Origin of the sequence: Formosa agariphila KMM 3901 (genome assembly GCF_000723205.1) — a bacterium.
Lineage (GTDB): Bacteria > Bacteroidota > Bacteroidia > Flavobacteriales > Flavobacteriaceae > Formosa > Formosa agariphila.
Genome location: NZ_HG315671.1, coordinates 3,047,221 through 3,065,759 on the forward strand (window position 1 = coordinate 3,047,221; position 18,539 = coordinate 3,065,759).

The 18,539-nt window shown below is 33.5% G+C and carries 18 protein-coding genes and 1 other RNA gene; 8 read left to right on the plus strand and 11 right to left on the minus strand.

What is annotated here, in order from left to right; genetic code table 11:
• Positions 1–12: 12 nt before the first annotated feature.
• The 4 genes from BN863_RS12695 (at position 13) to BN863_RS12710 (ending at position 2,988) form a co-directional block, all read left to right on the plus strand.
• Entirely contained in the window at positions 13–726 is a 714-nt protein-coding gene (locus tag BN863_RS12695; RefSeq protein WP_038531193.1) for a DUF4198 domain-containing protein, read from the plus strand.
• A gap of 61 nt (positions 727–787) precedes the next feature.
• Positions 788–1,126, plus strand: coding sequence for a hypothetical protein (locus BN863_RS18415; RefSeq protein ID WP_148304613.1), 339 nt, complete (start codon positions 788–790; stop codon positions 1,124–1,126).
• A 10-nt stretch (positions 1,127–1,136) separates the two neighbouring features.
• Positions 1,137–1,436: a hypothetical protein gene (locus tag BN863_RS12705; RefSeq protein ID WP_038531199.1), complete on the plus strand. Its 300-nt coding sequence runs from the start codon at positions 1,137–1,139 to the stop codon at positions 1,434–1,436.
• 4 nt (positions 1,437–1,440) lie between these two features.
• Entirely contained in the window at positions 1,441–2,988 is a 1,548-nt protein-coding gene (locus BN863_RS12710; RefSeq protein ID WP_038531203.1) for a PepSY-associated TM helix domain-containing protein, read from the plus strand.
• Between the two features lie 142 nt (positions 2,989–3,130).
• On the opposite strand, the gene BN863_RS12715 is transcribed toward BN863_RS12710, so the two are convergent.
• On the minus strand, positions 3,131–4,336 hold the full coding sequence (locus BN863_RS12715; RefSeq protein ID WP_038531205.1) for an NAD(P)-dependent oxidoreductase: 1,206 nt from the start codon (positions 4,334–4,336) through the stop codon (positions 3,131–3,133).
• Positions 4,337–4,848: 512 nt separating this feature from the next.
• On the opposite strand from BN863_RS12715, the gene BN863_RS12720 reads away from it, so the two are divergent.
• The 3 genes from BN863_RS12720 (at position 4,849) to BN863_RS12725 (ending at position 7,886) form a co-directional block, all read left to right on the plus strand.
• Positions 4,849–5,583: a hypothetical protein gene (locus tag BN863_RS12720; RefSeq protein ID WP_038531208.1), complete on the plus strand. Its 735-nt coding sequence runs from the start codon at positions 4,849–4,851 to the stop codon at positions 5,581–5,583.
• A 393-nt stretch (positions 5,584–5,976) separates the two neighbouring features.
• Positions 5,977–6,372, plus strand: a transfer-messenger RNA (tmRNA) gene (gene ssrA, locus BN863_RS18305).
• Positions 6,373–6,632: 260 nt separating this feature from the next.
• Positions 6,633–7,886 (plus strand): site-specific integrase, encoded by a 1,254-nt coding sequence (locus BN863_RS12725; RefSeq protein ID WP_038531211.1) that lies wholly within the window; start codon positions 6,633–6,635, stop codon positions 7,884–7,886.
• 150 nt (positions 7,887–8,036) lie between these two features.
• On the opposite strand, the gene BN863_RS12730 is transcribed toward BN863_RS12725, so the two are convergent.
• From BN863_RS12730 to BN863_RS12755, 6 genes are all read right to left on the minus strand, one after another.
• Entirely contained in the window at positions 8,037–9,626 is a 1,590-nt protein-coding gene (locus tag BN863_RS12730) for a type IV secretory system conjugative DNA transfer family protein (RefSeq protein WP_038533588.1), read from the minus strand.
• 1 nt (position 9,627) lies between these two features.
• The gene (mobB, locus tag BN863_RS12735) at positions 9,628–10,656 is read right to left on the minus strand and encodes a MobB family relaxase (protein ID WP_038533590.1); all 1,029 of its coding nucleotides are present in this window, start codon (positions 10,654–10,656) and stop codon (positions 9,628–9,630) included.
• A gap of 4 nt (positions 10,657–10,660) precedes the next feature.
• Positions 10,661–11,053, minus strand: coding sequence for a BfmA/BtgA family mobilization protein (locus BN863_RS12740; protein ID WP_051774781.1), 393 nt, complete (start codon positions 11,051–11,053; stop codon positions 10,661–10,663).
• Between the two features lie 415 nt (positions 11,054–11,468).
• Positions 11,469–11,849 (minus strand): DUF6876 family protein, encoded by a 381-nt coding sequence (locus tag BN863_RS12745; RefSeq protein WP_038531213.1) that lies wholly within the window; start codon positions 11,847–11,849, stop codon positions 11,469–11,471.
• Positions 11,850–11,915: 66 nt separating this feature from the next.
• A complete protein-coding gene (locus tag BN863_RS12750) occupies positions 11,916–12,257 on the minus strand; it encodes a single-stranded DNA-binding protein (RefSeq protein ID WP_038531216.1) in 342 nt (113 codons plus the stop codon).
• A gap of 962 nt (positions 12,258–13,219) precedes the next feature.
• Complete coding sequence (locus BN863_RS12755) at positions 13,220–13,576, minus strand: winged helix-turn-helix transcriptional regulator (RefSeq protein ID WP_038531218.1); 357 nt, start codon at positions 13,574–13,576, stop codon at positions 13,220–13,222.
• A 96-nt stretch (positions 13,577–13,672) separates the two neighbouring features.
• On the opposite strand from BN863_RS12755, the gene BN863_RS12760 reads away from it, so the two are divergent.
• Entirely contained in the window at positions 13,673–14,203 is a 531-nt protein-coding gene (locus tag BN863_RS12760) for an NAD(P)H-dependent oxidoreductase (RefSeq protein ID WP_038531221.1), read from the plus strand.
• Positions 14,204–14,361: 158 nt separating this feature from the next.
• Here BN863_RS12760 and BN863_RS12765 read toward each other — a convergent pair whose 3' ends face one another.
• The 4 genes from BN863_RS12765 to BN863_RS12780 all read right to left on the minus strand — a co-directional run bounded on the left by BN863_RS12765 (position 14,362) and on the right by BN863_RS12780 (position 18,421).
• On the minus strand, positions 14,362–15,231 hold the full coding sequence (locus BN863_RS12765) for a cation diffusion facilitator family transporter (protein WP_038531224.1): 870 nt from the start codon (positions 15,229–15,231) through the stop codon (positions 14,362–14,364).
• Positions 15,232–15,680: 449 nt separating this feature from the next.
• Positions 15,681–16,445, minus strand: coding sequence for a type I methionyl aminopeptidase (gene map / locus BN863_RS12770; RefSeq protein WP_038531227.1), 765 nt, complete (start codon positions 16,443–16,445; stop codon positions 15,681–15,683).
• 146 nt (positions 16,446–16,591) lie between these two features.
• The gene (locus BN863_RS12775) at positions 16,592–17,512 is read right to left on the minus strand and encodes a helix-turn-helix domain-containing protein (protein WP_038531230.1); all 921 of its coding nucleotides are present in this window, start codon (positions 17,510–17,512) and stop codon (positions 16,592–16,594) included.
• 9 nt (positions 17,513–17,521) lie between these two features.
• Positions 17,522–18,421, minus strand: coding sequence for an NAD(P)H-binding protein (locus BN863_RS12780; protein WP_038533595.1), 900 nt, complete (start codon positions 18,419–18,421; stop codon positions 17,522–17,524).
• Between the last annotated feature and the right edge of the window lie 118 nt (positions 18,422–18,539).

Consider the following 18,539-nt stretch of genomic DNA (forward strand, 5'->3'; position numbering starts at 1 on the left):
ACGTATTTAATTATGAAACAATTAATTTTAACGCTTGCATTTGTATTAACAGCAGTTACTCCTACTTTTGCACATTACTTATGGATTGAAACTAATGCTGAAGGTAAAAAAGGAAAAGCACAAGAGGTACATGTGTTTTATGGTGAGTACACCAATGGCGTTTTGGAACGTGTAGAAGGTGAATATTTTCCAGCAGTAAAAGCTTTTACCCTATGGGCGGTTGATGCTAAAGGCAATAAAACGAAATTAGACGTGACTCCTAAGACCGATCGTTATGTGGCATCATTCACACCAAAAAGCGACGGTACGTATACCATAGTGTTAGATAACGATGATATTGAAGTGATTGATTATTCTGAATATGATTTCGGTATTTTTAAAACACATTACAATGCTTCGGCAGTTATTCAAGTTGGATCCGAAACAACCAACACAAATAACATAAACGACTCAGGAATTTCTGTTATTGAAGTTGCTAATGATTCTGAAGATGTTAAACTGCAAGTGTTATTTAAAGGCCAACCTTTAGGAGAAACTGAAGTCGATTTGTTTATCGCCGACAATTGGTCTAAAAAACTAACAACAGACGCAGAAGGTTACATCACCTTTAAACGTCCGTGGAAAACGAAATACATACTAGAAGCCATTAAAAAGGAAGAAGTTCCTGGCAAATTTAAGGGTAAAGATTACGAATTTATCTGGCATTGTGCAACCTACTGTATTTAATAAAAAACTTAAAACAACTCTGTAAGCAATCCTTTCAGAGTTGTTTCAATTTATAAAAGATATGATTTCAATTGCAATTTTATTAGTTATTATCGGCTTTTATTTGCTGTATACAACATCTAAAAAAATGGATGCTCCCAACCTATTGGGTTTCGAAAACAAATTGGTACAGCACCAATCGGCTTCGAAAATAGCAGGATTCATTTTACTTATACTGTCTTGTATTTTAACAATAAACGTGTTTGGCCTAGGTGCAGGAATCTTTTTATTTTTAATTAATCTTATGACGGTTGCGAGTTTAATTGTGCTATTAGCGCCTTTAAAATTGTTCAACGCCAAAATACTTTTTATTTGTATGGCGTTTTGTGTTGCTGTCGAATTTTTAGTCCACATTCCTTAATTCTAATTGTATGCCAGCAAATAAAAAATATCTTACCACATCACCATGGCAACGGTTTGCTAAAATAACAGCGGGAATACTTGGCGGTTATTTGGTAAGCATGTCATTCCATATGGCACTAACCTCATGGATAAGTGCGACCAACATAATTATCACCTCAGCATTCACAGGATTCATCTTATGGGCGACACTTATGGTTGTGGCCTTTATAGCTAAAAACGGATGGAAAATTTGGGGCATATATATCTTAATAACCTTGCTGTTCTCTTCAATACTATATCTAGGAACTCTTTATAATCCCTTAGTTTAAACTTATGAGCGATAAAAGAATTTATAACATTCTATTTCATACGCATACCATTAGTGGTATCGTAATTAGCGTACTGCTTTATGTGATATTTTTCGCAGGCTCGTTTTCTTTTTTTCGAGATGAAATTGTAAACTGGGAGCGCAATCAAACAGTAAAAAATACTGAAGCCTTCGATTTAGATTTCGATGAGGCGTTAGATACCTTAAATACAACCTATAATTTAAATAGTAGAGATATAGAACTCTCTAAACATTTTATAGAACAACGTATAGGCGTTGCATTTTCTGCTCCAAAAGACACCATACTTAATCCAAATACTAAGGCAAACAGGTATTCAACTTTAGATACTAAAACCTATGCAGAGAATTCTTATGATGGAGATTATACTTTAGGTGAATTTCTATACCGTCTGCACTTTTTTGCCCAAATGCAACCTATAGGCTATATGCTCGCCGGCTTTGTCGCGTTCTTTTTCTTGTTTGCCATCATTACAGGAGTTATTGTGCATTGGAGTAAAATTGTCTCGAATTTTTACACCTTTAGACCTTATGCTAAGCTGAAAACATTGTGGACAGATGCACACACCGCGTTAGGAGTTATCGGCTTACCATTTCAGTTTGTGTATGCCGTAACGGGTGCGTTTTTTATGATAAAAGCTATTATAATTGCCCCTACTGTTTTTTTTCTTTTTAACGGGGATTCGGCTAAATTTTATGATGACTTAGGATATTCACATCCAGAATACAAATACTCACACACACCTTTAAATAAAGATTTTAGTCTGAATTATTACGTCGATAAAACAGAAGCTTTATGGCCTAACTTTGATGCGACTCAAATTCATGTTTTTAATTATGGCGATGCCAATATGCACGTTATGATCGAAGGGCATTTAAAATACCAAGACAAATATACCGCAGTTGGAGAAGCGATTTATAAAGTTGATACAGACACGCTTATTCATAAAAAAGATCCTAACCAAAGTGCCACCTATTTAGATGGCGTTAAAAATGTAATGTTCCGTTTACATTATGGTGATTACGGTGGCATGACATTAAAACTAGTCAGTTTTTTACTTGGTATAATTTCTTGTTTTGTTATTCTTTCTGGAGTTATGATTTGGGGCGTTGCTAGAAATAAGAAAACAATTTCTGAAAAGAAAAGACGATTTAACGCGTGGTTGGTTACCATCTATCTTGCCATTTGTTTAAGCATGTACCCGATTACAGCGCTTTCTTTTATTGCTGTAAAAATAAACGACCATGCTAGCAAAACGTTTATTTACAGTTTTTACTTTATAGGATGGTTGCTCTTAACACTATTCTACAGTATTAAAAAAGACAATTATTTCACGAATAAAAACACCTTACTATTGGGCTCTCTTCTCGGATTTTTAATTCCGATTACAAATGGTATTACGACTAATAATTGGATATGGTCAACCTATCAGAGCAATCAATTTCAAATATTTTTTATCGATGTATTTTGGATTGCCTTATCGTCAATCACATTATATGTGTATTTTAAATTAAAAAGCAAACCTAAAGCTTAATGTTTTAGTCTGAATAAGCTATCATTAGATGGAATAAAAAAAGCGAACTACTTATAAAAATATAAGTAGTTCGCTTTTTTGTTTTATAAAGGGTAATGCGTTCAACTATATGTAAAAAAGTATATCTCACTGTTTTTACCGTTTATTCTTTACCATCTACATAATCCTGCAGATACGCAAAGCGCGGTGTTAATTTTCCGTTTTGAGTCATTCGTGCACGTTCTAAAACCCCATCGGCATCATCATTAAAAAAGGCAGGAATTACATGTTTTAAAAACATTTCTCCAAATCCAACGCTAGCATCATTCGGTAATTCACATGGTAAATTATCGACTGCCATAACAGCAATAGCATCTTTAGATTTAAAATCGACTTCAGATTCAGTTTGCGGATTGTATCCGTATATAGGGTCTTCAATTGTTGAAGCTCTAATTGTAGTTGCTACTGGACCATCGATATCACAACTGATATCGGCTACTACTTTTATATTAAAATCGTCTGATTTAGCTTCTTCCCTAGTGAATAAAAACGGAGAACCATCTCCGAAAAAATGACCTGTAATTAACATATCTGTTTCTTTTACAAATCGCATAAAAGTCGACTTATACGCACTTGGATTCTTGAAGAAATCTTTTAATGGTTTTGTTTTTCCATCAATACGTGCATTAAAATCTAAAGAATCTATATTACAATACACAGCAGTAGAAAAACTTTTAGTTAAGTAATCTTCTATACTTACACTAGGAATCTTTAATGCTTTAAGAATTTCGATTGCCCCCTTAGATACTTTACCTCCTCCGGTTAAAAGAATTTTTATATTAGGAACTTTTATTTTATCGAGTTGAACGTTTAGCAGTTTTTGACTAGATAACGTATTAGCTTTAGGCAAATTCCATGAGTCGAATTTTAAGCCCCAAGTTCTAAATGCATTATATGCGCCAACAATACCAGCGTAACGTCCGAAACCAATCAGTCTATTATTTTTAGCATCAATTATGGTCTCGTGGTCGTAAAGTGTAATATTTTTATTTAAAATCGCTTGTAATAGTTTTCTATTATAAGGTTGTTTTTTAATTGTATGCGAAAAGAAAAAATAAGACTTATTCGGTATTAAAGCCTCTACCGGAACTTCCTTTACACCTATCATTACATCGCAATCGGAAATGTCTTTCACCACCGAAAACCCTGTTAGTTTATAAACTTCGTCTGGAAATATTCTGATTTTAGATTTTTCTACTTTGAATTTGGCCTCCGGAAATTGCTGTTTTACTCGTAATAATGTTTTTGGAGAAAACACTACTCGTCTGTCTGGTGGCGATTTACGTTCTTTTATAATGGCAAATTTCATGATTGAAGTTTTTAGAGTTCTAACAAGCTGTGCAATAACATAACTTTTGCACTAATTTAAGAGTAAAAGTATGCTAATACAAATTTATTAATTGCATTGCATTCCTTATTTATTTTGATATAGAGAATATTATTTTAAGAATTTGCTCTTTACATCTGTATTAATTTACTTAAATAACTTTCCTTGAGTGCCATTAAATCAATATACTGCTCAGATTAATGCTTTTCAATAAAAAGCACAATACTTACAGTAAACCTACCTAAGATTAGAACTCCAGTTATACATTAAAACTAAACTCGGTCGGTAAGTCCTTTATTTATTTTCAAAAAAAACTAATAGAAACCTCAACAAAGGCACTAACAGACTAGTAATTAAACAATTGTGTCTAGTTTAAATCTAGTGGCTTTTAAATAAAAAATTTAAATGATGAGTTCATGTCCATATAAAATAAAACCAACAAATTAAGTTAAAACATAAGTTTACCATTATTAATTAACTAAATATTTGACATTATGAAAAAAACTACTTTATTACTTATGATGGTTTGCTTTATAGCAAGCCCAACACTTCTAACTGCACAAACTCCCTTTTCTGTTTCGATAAACGGAGGCACAACTTACGTATCTAACCCAGGTAGTTTTGCTGGTTACGCCTGGAATGGAATTGGGAACCATTCTTTTAATAATACAAATAGTAGCGATATAAATATAAGTATTACAAATTATGATGAAACAAATCCCGATGTTGGTAATGAAATATTTATAAATTTTTCTAGAGTTGGTTTTGGAAATGCTCCATTAGCATGGGGATCGGATAACAGTACCACACTCGCTACTTTAAAACCCTCAGATTTCACCGATGGATCTGCTAATATTACAGTTAGCATACCTGCAGGCACATTGCCTGTAGCTGAAACTACAGATTACGTCTCAGGTTACAATTGGATACTTCAAGTAGTAGGTGCTAACGCAAGTGGCCAAACCTATATTAATTATGTAACAACTATTGAAGAAGAAATTACATTAAGTACAAAAGATTTTAGTAAAACAAAATTAGCTGCCTTTTATAATACAAAAATTGATGCTATTATGATTGATAAAAGTATAAGTGGAAATTATTCAATTTATGATATTACTGGTAGATCGATTACAACAGGAACTATTACTAATACAATTGATACCTCGTATTTAAAAGGAGGAATGTATATTTTATCCACTACAAGTGGAGTCTTGAAATTTGTAAAATAAATATGTATTTAATATAAAGGGAACTTTTCGAAGTTCCTTTATTACTTTTATAGACAATACTACATTCTATAAATCTTACTAAAGTTGAATTTTAAATCTACCAACATGACAAATTGAGTAATGGCATAACTTTTGCTTTATTTATGCTGTACAATTGTAGGCTAATACATTTTTTTTAATAGCTTTGCAATCCTAATTTTTACTTATATTTATAAGTTGAATTTTAGGTGCGTTAAGGATTGAAACGGCATCCTTTTTAATTGATAAATTAAAAAGATATAGCGGAAAGCCTACCCCGAAAGGGAACGCCAAAAAAAAAACGTAATTGATGAGTTTCTGAATCCAGTTCAGGATTAATTCAAGAACGTAAATTAAAAATTTACTATTCATTATGGGGTCGACTGGTTTTGACAGCGAGATTTATTGAACGGTAAGCACGTCGTGTAATGATTTTGAAACACGTAAAAGGCTAGATCACACTTTTAAACGGCGAGAATAACTACGCTTTAGCTGCTTAATCCGAACTATAGTAGGATTGGCCTAGGTACACAAGGTGTACAAGCTTTATGTCTCCGGAAAGCCTTGATTGACGGCGTTCCATTTTGAGGCATCGTAAATGTCAATATAGAAATTGAGGCACTTCGACTCTTTTTTGAAACTAAAGAAGATAAGTTGTAAGTGGGTTGTCTTTAACCAGCTTGCAATCGAAAATCTAAGAAAAGAATAAACGTGTAGAAAGCCCTTTGGTAACTTGTTTGGACGAGAGTTCGATTCTCTCCGACTCCACTTTTTAAGAGTCAAATCTTAACAAAACCCCGTAAATCCTACGATTTACGGGGTTTTTACTTTTTTAAAAGGTCGTCTAAAGACGTATAATAGTGTATTTAGCGAGACCAATTCGGTGACCTATTTTAAAATTCAAAAATAGGTCTCGCTAAACCACATAAAAATCTATATTTCAACACATTACGTTAAAATTTGATTTGTTTTAAAAGTGTTAAATTCATATCTTAATACCTCCTTAGCGAGACCTAAAATATGACAACCCTATGAAAACAGAATTCACTACTCACTTTCACACACCAAATTCAAAGATTAATAGTAAAGGTTTAGTCCCTATTTACTTGAGATTAACCGTTAATAATAAACGTATAGAATACAGTATAAGTAGGAGAACAGAGCCGAAATATTGGAGTGCAAAAACTCAACGTGTCATGGGCTCTAATAGGACAGCAACCGAGATTAACGCCCATATGGATAATTTAAAACACAAACTGAATAAGATCCACCAAAGGTTAATTGACGAAAATGAGATTATTTCTGCTTCCGTAATGATGGATTTAATGAAAGGCGGAGGAAACAAAATAAGGTTTATACTAGAAATTTTCAAAGATCATAATGATCGTGCAGATTTACTCGCTGGAAAAAGTATCTCCGTTAGCACTGCTAAGCGCTATTGGACCTGTTACGACCATGTTAAACAATTTATAAAGGAAGAATACCGCTTAGAGGATTATAAACTAAGAGACATAGACTATCGCTTTATTACCAAATTCGAATTCTTTTTAAAGACCGTTAGAAAGTGTAACCATAACTCCTCATTAAAATATATTAATAATTTAAAAAAAATTATTAGAATTGCTTTAGCCAACCAATGGATGGATCGCGACCCATTTTACAACTATAAAGTTCAATTTGATCCGGTAGAACGTGATTTTTTAACCGCCGATGAAGTTCACAAACTCTATACACAAGAGTTACATTTTGATCGGTTGAAACTGGTTCGAGACATGTTTATCTTCTCTTGTTATACAGGTCTCGCTTATTCCGATGTGGAAAAACTCTCTAAATCTGATATAACTATTGGTATAGATGGAGATAAATGGATTAGCATTAAGCGAACAAAAACAAACACACGAAGTAGCATCCCGCTTTTACCAATTTCCCTTGAAATATTAGATCGCTATGCCAATCACCCTCAAGTTGAAAATAGCAATCGGTTAATCCCGGTATTGAGCAACCAGAAATCCAATGCTTTTTTAAAAGAAATTGCCATTATGTGTGGGATTACTAAATCTTTAACCACTCACCTAGCCCGACATACTTTTGCTACTACCATAACGTTGACTAATGGCGTACCGATTGAATCTGTAAGCAAGATGCTTGGGCATAAATCGTTACGCACCACCCAACATTATGCGAAAATTGTCGATCGAAAAGTGAGCGATGACATGAAAATTTTAAAACAAAAATTGGATTTTAATCAGAAGCAGAGAGAAGAGATTGCTAGGGATGGTGAGTAGGTTTGATTGCTTTACTTTAGGTATCTATTATTGATTATAAACAACCTGAAATTACAACATTATACTAAATATATAGTTGATAAAATATATTTTCTATTTAAATAAAATTTGTCATTCAAAAAATATTTCTTTGCATTTCTGGTTAAACAACTACTCAAAAACCTCCCTTACTTCTGCATAAACCCTATCAAAATTAGCCTGTAAATCTTCATCAGAATACACCTGTATTAGTTTAGGCAATCCCCTTTTAATATTCGGCAACGTAAATTGAACTTTATGATCTGCTCCATCTGCAAACACCACAAACTCCCCCTGCTTTAATCTAAAAAAAGCGTCTGCTCGTATTTTAGCGACCTCTCGTTCTCCAGTCGTTACTCTGGTATCAAAATCTAAGTTATGACCACGGTTAACACTCGTTGTTTCCTGTTTTACGATTTCAAAAAAGCGCTCATAGTATTTAGCAGTATCTGGATCATTTACTTTTCCAAAAAATTGATAGGATAAATTACTTAGAATCGCACGACTCGCTTTATCCCCGTACATAATATCATTCTGGATTTTATCCTGCATCACATAAACCGTAGCAATATTATAACTCCGCAAGGTGGCAGGAATCCGATGCATATTTAATAATCGGATAGTCGGAGCTTCTTCCATCATCAAAAATGAAGGATTACTATGACGGACACTCATTTGTTTTGTGATGGTGTGAATAACTGTTGCTATAACTGGCGCATATGCTGTTTCATATTTGGGATTATTCACAACTGAAACTACAGTTGGTTTCTCCAGCGTATTTAAATTTAGTGGAACTTCATCTTCAGAGAGTGTCATAAAAATACGTTGTGTACTAATCTTTTTTAGTGCATTTGCCAAGGTACTTTTTACTCCTGCTGTTTGCCGTTCAGAATCCTTTCCGCTGATAAAAGCATCAGCCATAGCTCGTGATGTGGTATTACTACTTAAAAACTTAATCAAACTCTCAGTATCTAAATACTGATAAATCGCTATGACATGCGGCAAGGTACACTGCATTGGATAGGCTGTTTTCAATTTCCATATCAATCCACCAATTAATCCTTCTGCAGCATCATTAAAAAATTTACTTGCTCCCACACTACCGGACTCCTTCTGTTCTAAAAGATTTTCTATTAATACACGAGACACTTCATTTACACTTTCTTCATTTATCATATAACGTGGTGCAATCGGATTCACCCGATGATATATTGTATCAAATGAAATAATTTTAAAATCTACACCTTGTTTTTCAAAAATGGGATATGCCATTTCTGTCAATTCAAAATGTTTATAATCGTGAATGACACCTGAAAATTGATGCGTACTAAAATGATCAAGTAAATTATAAACCACACTCTCCGTTTTCCCACTTCCTGCAGATCCAATAATAGATACACCTCGCTTTATATTATCGAGTTTTAGTTTCCCACGCTCTAATTTAAAATGTACCTGATAGGTTGTATCGACTCCCGTATTATCATCTTCATTTTGTAAAAACACTATTCCTATACAATTCAAGAATAGTAACGGACACCCCAAATAGATTAAGATATTCAGAAATTGATGATTATTTATCTCTATACTCCAAATGAATAATAGCCCAATACTTATCCAAATAAGATTCAGTATAAAGGCATATTTTGTGATTTTATAAAAACCATATACTGTTCCAATTCCTAAAAGAAATATTAGTCCATATGTTACTATTGAATCGTCCATATTATATGCCAATTGAACCTGATTTCATAGCGACACCCACACCACGCTTTAATATTCGCAAAGCACTAAATGCCAATTGTGCTGTACTGGTTGGAATATGAGGAATTTTAATTCCGGACCGTCCTAATATTTTAAAAGCTATTGAACGCTCATTCGTTGGTAAACCCAACAGAATTTTAAAGTAACGATCGGGATGCTTTACATAGAGCTTTTTTGAAGCATAGGATTCTGCAAAATTCCGTTGATACACAAATTTTGCATCAAACCGCTCTTCTGCTTTTGCAAAAAACGCATCACGGTTAAATCCGCGTTTGACTTGCTTACCATTAAACTCCACATCCGAAGCCTTGTATTTACTTCCTGGAGATAGACTCACCCTATTAGAGGCATCCTTTCGACTTACAATAATATGAATGTGACTTTGATTTCCTGACTTCTGCATCCCTTGAACAATGCGTTTACCATCCTGCTTATGCGGTGCTTCCTCCTCTAAACGATTAATATCGTTTACAATTTCTTTAGCATTCCCTGTTTTCAACCCTTGATCTATTTTTCGAAGCTCCGATTTAAGCTCTAGTATTTTAGTTGCAAAGGGCTGGTTTACCTGAACCACTTTATCAGTGCCTTTAAAAGTACGTTCATGTTCTATTTTTGCGAAGTAGACAATATCATTTATAGATATCGGTTTACCTGAAATCTCACGGTTAAAGGCCGAAACATAATCGTGCATTATGGATTTCGTGTAGCGTTTTAGATCTTCATTACTATTCTGTAATTGTTTTAATTCTCGTGCACTTGGACTTACAGTTATACTATAAAATTTAGGTTCATTTAATTTGAGTTTAGCCGTGTTTTTATCAATGGTTTCTATCACCGTTTCAGCTGATATTTCATCACCATATTGATTGAAGAAATGCTCCATCTCTCCTTCACTCCGACCTTCGTTTTCTTTCTCCAAATACGAGACAAAATCGGCTACACTTTTAGAATAGGTTCCTGATACTTTTTGGGGACTAATAGCGATATACATGACGTTACGTTTTATGGGATTCTTCATTATTTTTCACTTTGTTTATCTTTTCTTCAAAGCGAACCTTCTGTTCTTGTATTGGTTTTTTACTGGCTTCCGCTTGTTCAAAAAGCGCTTGTAACATAGCTACTGTTGGTTTGGTTTGATGCTTTTCAATATCCTTCATAATGGAAATCATACCATTCATCCGTTTCTTAAAGAGTACTTCTAAAGTTTGAATTTTAGGACTGATAGACTCCAAAGGAGACAATCCGTTATTTTCAAAAAAGTCTATCATATACAACAAAGTCATAGACTGAGACAATGTCATATTCTTGCTAAACCTTCTAAATCGCTTAGCAACTTCATCTTTAATTTTCAAGGTTGTAAAACCTCCTTTCTTTAGTCTTTTATCCATTTTTTAGTAATTTAATATCCCGTTTCATTGGGCTGAGACTATTTTTTAGTAAAAAATCTGTTAATCAAGCACTTACATTTAAATATTTGTGATTTTAAACTACTGATTTACAACACCTTAAAACAAATGCTAGCTCCCGTAACCTCGCGCAGCGGGTTACCCTCTTGCTCTACCATTTCGTCCCGCCACAGCGGGACAAAATTTCAACCAATTTTAAGATAGTACTCACATTTCAATTGAATGGATAGCCGGAAATTTTTAAGAATTTAGACGTGCAGTTTTAATTGAATTCTTATCGAATTTCAGAAATCATTGCCAAATTCATAAACAAAAAAAAGACCCTTGATTATCAAAAGTCTTTATAAATACTTCTTATATGCTAATCACATATATAATTTCACCCGATTCAATTACATTAATATTCGCTAGTTAACATAAGCGTATTATCTATAAAAAATAGTTTAAAGGTATCGAACGGAAAATCTGTCGATTGATAGGTTTGGATTTCAAAAACATTTTCATCGCCATCACTAAAAGTAACTTGCGCCTCATACCCTTTTTTAATCTGCTCTACTATAGGTAAGCGTTTAAAATCGATGGTAATAAAGTAACTTTTTGCCATTAAATTATGGGCAATAATTGAGGCATCCGTAATTAGCCAGAAACACCTTGCTTCGGTCGTCAAAAATTGTACACCTTCTGTAAATCGCGTACCGAATGTTGGGATTTCAAATACCGTTTGAGATCCACAAAAATGATCTAATTTATGTTGTAAAATATGTGCTTGAGTTGTCATGATCTTTGCTTTTTAAAGTGAATAAAAAAGCAGATGCCACACCGTTGCAACATCTGCTTAATAGATTTAATTTGGTTTTATTCCTAGTAATAAAATTTCATCTGCTACAATTTCGGTAACATAACGCGTGGTTCCATCTTCAGCTTCATAGCTTCTAGATTTCAATTTCCCTGAGATTCCAAGTTCTTTTCCTTTCCCTGCATACTTTTCAATAATTTCTGCAGATTTACCCCACGTCACAATGGTGTGCCAAGTGGTTTCGGTTTGCTTCTCGCCATTAGCATTTTTGTAATGCTCGTTTGTGGCTAATGAAAAACGAGCTACTTTCTTACCGCTTTCAAGATTGGTGATTACTGGCTCTTGTCCAACGTTTCCAATTAACTGTACATGATTTTTAATTGTGCTCATAATAAAAGATTTAAAGATTAATAATGAATGATTTACTTATTATATCCAGAACGTTTTCCTGGTTTTGTTTTTTTAACTGTTCTACTGCTGTCTTTTTATTGATTGTGTAAGATTTCATAAGATTCGTTTTAGATTTACTTCCCATAGTGCCGTCACTGTTCCCTTTTTTGTTGCTTAGACCGATTCAATATTCAGCGTTGGAAAGACTTATAAAAGGGTGAGCCCGGTTATGCAGTCGTCCAATGCTGAATGTTGTTATTTTGCTGTCAAAAAAGAAGAATAGTGATGGTGTGGCGGAGCATCTAAAATTCCTATGAGAAGTACAAAATCATAGGCAGCAGTAGAGCACGGATTATAAATCCATTTCCTGTTTTAGCGGACTTGACTTAAAAGCTGGAGTTGGGCATGTAGTTCCTGCGCTTTTTAGCAGGAAACGAAATGGACAGTGAAAGCTTTGAAGTTGTGTCCAAGACTTAGGAGTCAAGCGCTTTTTTATGACATGGAGTCCTTACGGAATAGAATATAAATGGGCTTGATGGGAGTAGAACTCGAATTTTGAATTCACCGATGAGCAAAGCGAACGTCTCTTTTTATTATTGAAAACGCTACACTTCATTTAACTTATAAAAATACTGAAAGACATGATCTCTGTTTAAACTACTAAAGAGATGTTCAAGATCATTTTAGAAGTAAGTCCTTTTGCTCCTATGGAGTTTTTCACGGAATAGGACGTGAAAGGTCTTATTGGATTTCGAAGTTGGATCGTTGATAATTTAATGCAATTGTTTTCTTTACAATGGAAACAGAATATATTCTTTATCAACCAGTTAATCAAAAATATATTCCGTCAATTCTAAGTTCAATCAGGATAAATTTATGGGATTTCTGTAGAAGCACTTTAATGAAATACGTAATGGGTTTAGCAAAGTTTTACCACTGTAGTTTGTTGTGCGTTCGTACTTTTATAATATTGTTTTATGTTTTACAGCCCAATTTTCAAGTTCTTTAATTATTGGTTTTAACTCATAACCAATGGTCGTTAATTCATATTCAACACGAGGTGGAACTTCTGGATAAATTTTCCGAGTCAAAACTTTATTTTTCTCTAATTTTTTGAGTTCTAACGTAAGCATTCTTTCCGTTATGTTCGGTAAAACCTTTTTTATTTCTCCAAACCGTAATTTACCACTTAACAAAGCATAGCAAATAGGTAGTGACCATTGGCCACCAATAATATTTGTAGAATAAACTTCAAGACACTCATTAGCTAAAGCTTGTTTATTGGCAAAATTTGTGGATGTTTCCTTGATTTTAGACATTACATATATTTTTGTTAGTATCTTACAATTGGTTGTTCATTTAAATAATTAAATATAGGAGTTTATTTTTGTATCGGAAATTTAAAGATTTAAAATATGAAGACCTTAATAATTCTAACTCATCCAAATATAGAAAATTCAGTGACAAATAAAAGGTGGATTGAGGAATTAGAGAAATATCCAAATAAATTTGACATTCATCAATTATACAAAGTTTATCCAAATGAAAAAATTAATGTAATAGCAGAGCAAAAATTAATGGAAAAATATAATAAAATTATTTTTCAGTTTCCTTTATATTGGTTTAGTTCACCACCACTTTTAAAAAAATGGTTTGATGAAGTTTTAATTTATGGGTGGGCTTTTGGCTGTAAAAGTGGCTATAAATTAGAAAATAAAAAAATTGGTTTAGCTATTAGCGCAGGAGCAACTGAGGATAATTATTCATTAAAAGGTGATTACAAACATACTTTAAAAGATATATTAGCTCCGTTTGAACTTACGTTTAAATATGTAAAAGCTAATTATCATCCATATTTTGTAAATTACGGAGCTGATTCAGACACACCGAGTGAAGTTATTGAAGGAAGTACTCGTAAATATTTCATTTTCGTCAACACTTTCTAGCTTTCTTTTTCAGTATGACTCACAACGTTTAGTATATGAAAAGTAGGCGATTTAGAAGCACGAAACTTTCGTTTAAGCACAAAGTTTGATTCAACTCACAAGCCTTGAATTTACTACTGTTTCGCCTATTTTTTATATACATTGTTGTGTGCTGCCTTTTATTCATTTGGCTCAATATGAATTAGTACGTGTCCTAAATTCGGTATTTCTTCTCGTAAATAGTCCTTTAATTTATGTGCAATATCGTGCCCTGATTTTACTGTTATTTCACTATTTACAATTGCGTGTAAATCAACGTGAAATTTCATTCCTGATTTTCGGATAAAACATTTTTCCGTGTCCAAAACACCTTTAACTTCTATTGATTTTTTTCTAATTTCAAGTATTAGGTCGTCATAAAGTTGCTCGTCCATAACTTCTCCTAAAGCAGGTCTTAATATTAAATAGCTATTATATAAGATAAATGCAGAAGCAAATAATGCTGCCCAATCATCAGCAGTTTCATAACCTTTTCCAAATATTATTGCAATCGAAATTCCTATAAATGCCATTATCGAAGTTATTGCATCACTTCTATGATGCCAAGCATCTGCTTTTAGTGAAGAACTATTCGTCTGTTTACTTTTTCTAATTACGATTTGAAATGAGATTTCTTTCCAAACTATTATAAGACCCAAAACAATCAAAGTCCAAGATTTAGGAATTTTATGAGGTGTCTGAATATTTTGAATGCTTTCATAAGCGATTATTGTTGCAGAAACAACAAGAAAAGCAACTACTCCGAATGTAATTAATGGTTCAATTTTTCCGTGTCCATAAGGATGGTTTTCGTCTGATGGTCGTTTTGCATATTTAAAACCTAATAAAACTAAAAATGAAGCAAAAATATCAGTTGTTGATTCGATAGCATCTGCAATTAAAGCATAAGAATTGCCAAAAAATCCCGCAAGGCCTTTTATCAAGGCTAAAGCAGTATTTCCAATTATGCTGAAATAAGTTGTTCGTATTGCAGTTTGTTCGTTATTCATTCGTTTTTTCAGGTTGCACACAACTTGTTATAAACCTTCGATTATTACATATATCCAGTCTTATTAACAGGTTAAACAAGGTTATATATTGTTTTAGCTGCTCTAAAATAACATATTTTATAAAATAAAGTACTTTTTTGGTGTCTTAAGCTAATACGCTTTCATTTTGCCTTAACGCACATTCTTCGGTCTGCCCTAAAATATCATAGTCACGATATGGAAAAAAATGCAGATGTACCCTTTGAGTTGGATTATTACAGTGCTTTTTTAAATGATTTAATGGATAATTTGTAATTATCTGGTTTCGGTTTGAAACGGTCTTGTACAAGAATAGTTGCTTGGTTAAGTTAATAATTTAGCAAACAATGACTAGCCCGAGGAAAATTCGTAGGATTTTCTGAGTAAGCTAAAATCAAACAATTATTTTTATTCATTATTGTAGCCATTTTTTAATTCCATATTCCATTTGATTCAGTCAGAATCATTGGGTCTTTATCTGTAATTAATATTGTTTGTTCGTGTTGTGTCACAAATCCACCTTTGTTGCCAACTAAAGTCCACCCATCATTTAATTCTACTGCTACAGTTGAGTTTGTTGAAATAAAAGTTTCTATTGCTACCGTTGTATTTTTCTTAAATCGTTCTCTGTTACATTTAACTCTGTAGTTTAAAATATTCTCAGGTTCTTCGTGTAAACTTCTACCAACTCCGTGACCAGCCAAATTTTTAATTACTTTAAATCCTGATTTTTTAGCTTCTGTTTCTATTAAATATCCAATTTCAGAAATTTTCACTCCACCTTTTATATTGTTTATTGCTTTGCGTAAAATGTTTTTAGAAGCATCTACAAGAGGTTGGTGATTATGAATGTCTTTTCCAAGTATAAAAGAACCTCCATTATCAGACCAAAAACCATTTAGTTCTGCAGAAACATCAATATTAATTAAATCTCCTTCTTGCAGTATTTTTTTTTCGGATGGAATCCCGTGAGCAACTTCTTCATTAACACTTATACAAGTATAACCAGGGAAGTCATAAGTTTCATAAGGTGCTGATTTAGCTCCATAACGTCTTAAAATCCGCCCCCCATATTCGTCCAATTCTTTCGTTGACATTCCGACTTTAGCATATTCTCTCATCAATTTTAGTGTAGTTCCAACAACTTCACTAACTCTTTTCATTCCTATTAATTCAGATTCTTTTGTAATCGACATTTCGTTTTGTTTTAGTTCCTCTAAAATAATGTATTTTAGAAGATAGAGTACTTTTTTAGTATCTTAAGTTAATACGCTTTCATTTTAATTGTTGAAAACGGCTTGATAATCTTGATGTGAAACCATTTGGTAAATACCGATTTATTTCAATTAAAGGAGCGTCTATATTCCAATGGCGAAAAACTTGTTTTTGTTTTGAATAGCTTACTGAACGACTGTGAATGTTCAAAATCCAATGTATACGCAATTTCACTTACTGACAAATTGGTATTTGATAACTTTTCTTTAGCTTTCTCAATCAGTTTTTCGTGGATATGTTGTTGTGTGCTTTGCCCTGTCAAGGTTTTTAGCAAGCCACTAAGATAGTTGGGCGATACATTTAGTTCCTTAGCAATACTTTGAACAGTAGGTAATCCACTTTCTACCAAGCTGTCCTGATTGAAATATTCATTAAGTATTTCTTCCAGACGATTTAATATGGTATGGTTGTGTATTTTTCTGGTGATAAATTGACGGTGATAAAATCTGTCGGAATAGTTGAGTAACACTTCTATTTGGGAAATGATGAGGGGCTCACTAAACTTATCAATATTGGAAACATACTCCTGTTTTATGCTTTGAAAAATACTGAGAATTGTAGTTTCCTCTTTATCTGAAAGATGTAGAGCTTCATTGGCCGAATAACTAAAGAACTCGTATTGTTTTATGGTTTTTCTCAATGGACTTTGCCATAAAAAATCGGTATGAATGAGCAGCATCCATCCCGAAAGTTTGTAATCGCCCTCAGTTTCAACCGAAAAAACCTGTTTGGGAGCAATGAAAAACATAATGCCTTCATCAAAATCGTAGGTTTGCTGACCATATTTGTATTTTACCGTAGCATCAATATTTCTTTTTAATGCAATAGAGTAAAAGTCAAATATCCAACTGCTTTGTCTGTCAGTGGGAAGATTCCTTAATTCATCCAAATTTATAACACTCATCAATGGGTGTTCTGGTTTAGGTAAACCTCGAAATCTATGGTACTCGCTAATTGTTTTGAAATGGTGAGGCGGTGTGTTTTTCATAATCTATGACTACAGTTGATTATATGCTTCAGCAAAGTTTTCAGCAAAATCTTTCATTTTTACAGTGCCCATCTTTTTGGGTTTATGTTGGTTGTAATGTTCGTACAATAAACCACTGTTTATAGCGGCGTACATTTCCATCATACCCTCGGCTATGGCGGGTTGCATACCGGCAGCTTTTAGTCCCTCAGTCAGTTGTTCATCTGTTAAAGTTACCCATTTCAAATCTGGATTTCCTATGGCTTCACCTAATATTTTTGCCAATTCATTGTAAGTAAGTTCATCACTTGCTACATACCCTACGTTTTGTCCGGCAAGTTTTGAAGTAATCTCCTCGGCAATAACGCTAGCAATATCCACGGGTGATACCCAGGCATTCACAACTTCACCTTCAATGTTAGAAGCTATAAAACCATTTTCCTTTGCAGAATGCACCTGTGGCAGTAAATTGTAATAAAATTCGGTAGGACGAATGTGAGTAATAGCAATATCTGATGGTAATGCATTGAGTATGCTTTCCACATAAAAAGTGCCTTGAAGTATGCCGTTACCTTCTTTCATATGAGCTCCGATGCTACTTAGATTCACTACTTTTTTCACTCCACTTCGCGTTATGGCTTGTGCGTAGTTATTCGCCAGGTTTTTATAATAGGCAAGTAAATCAAGGTTATGGTCAAAATAATTGGCGGGTGGCACCATACAAAATACAGCATCAGCACCTGTAAAAGCTGAAGTAATAAAATCAACATCTTCTATAGAGCCAATAGCCGCAGTGGCTCCCATAGCTTCAATGTCTTTTTGCCTTTCGGTATTACTGCTTATTACTGTTACGGAATGTCCTTGTTGTACCAACTCCTGCGTTAGCGGTCTGCCTACGTGCCCTAAGGAACCTGCAAGTGTAATTTTCATCTTTTCTGTTTTTATAAGCTTTGCAATATTGCTCATCAAAATTCCACAGAAACAGAAGGGTGTTTGTAGCCAAATATATGATTCTTGTAGGCTAATGTAAGGTCTATTCTTAGTCTTT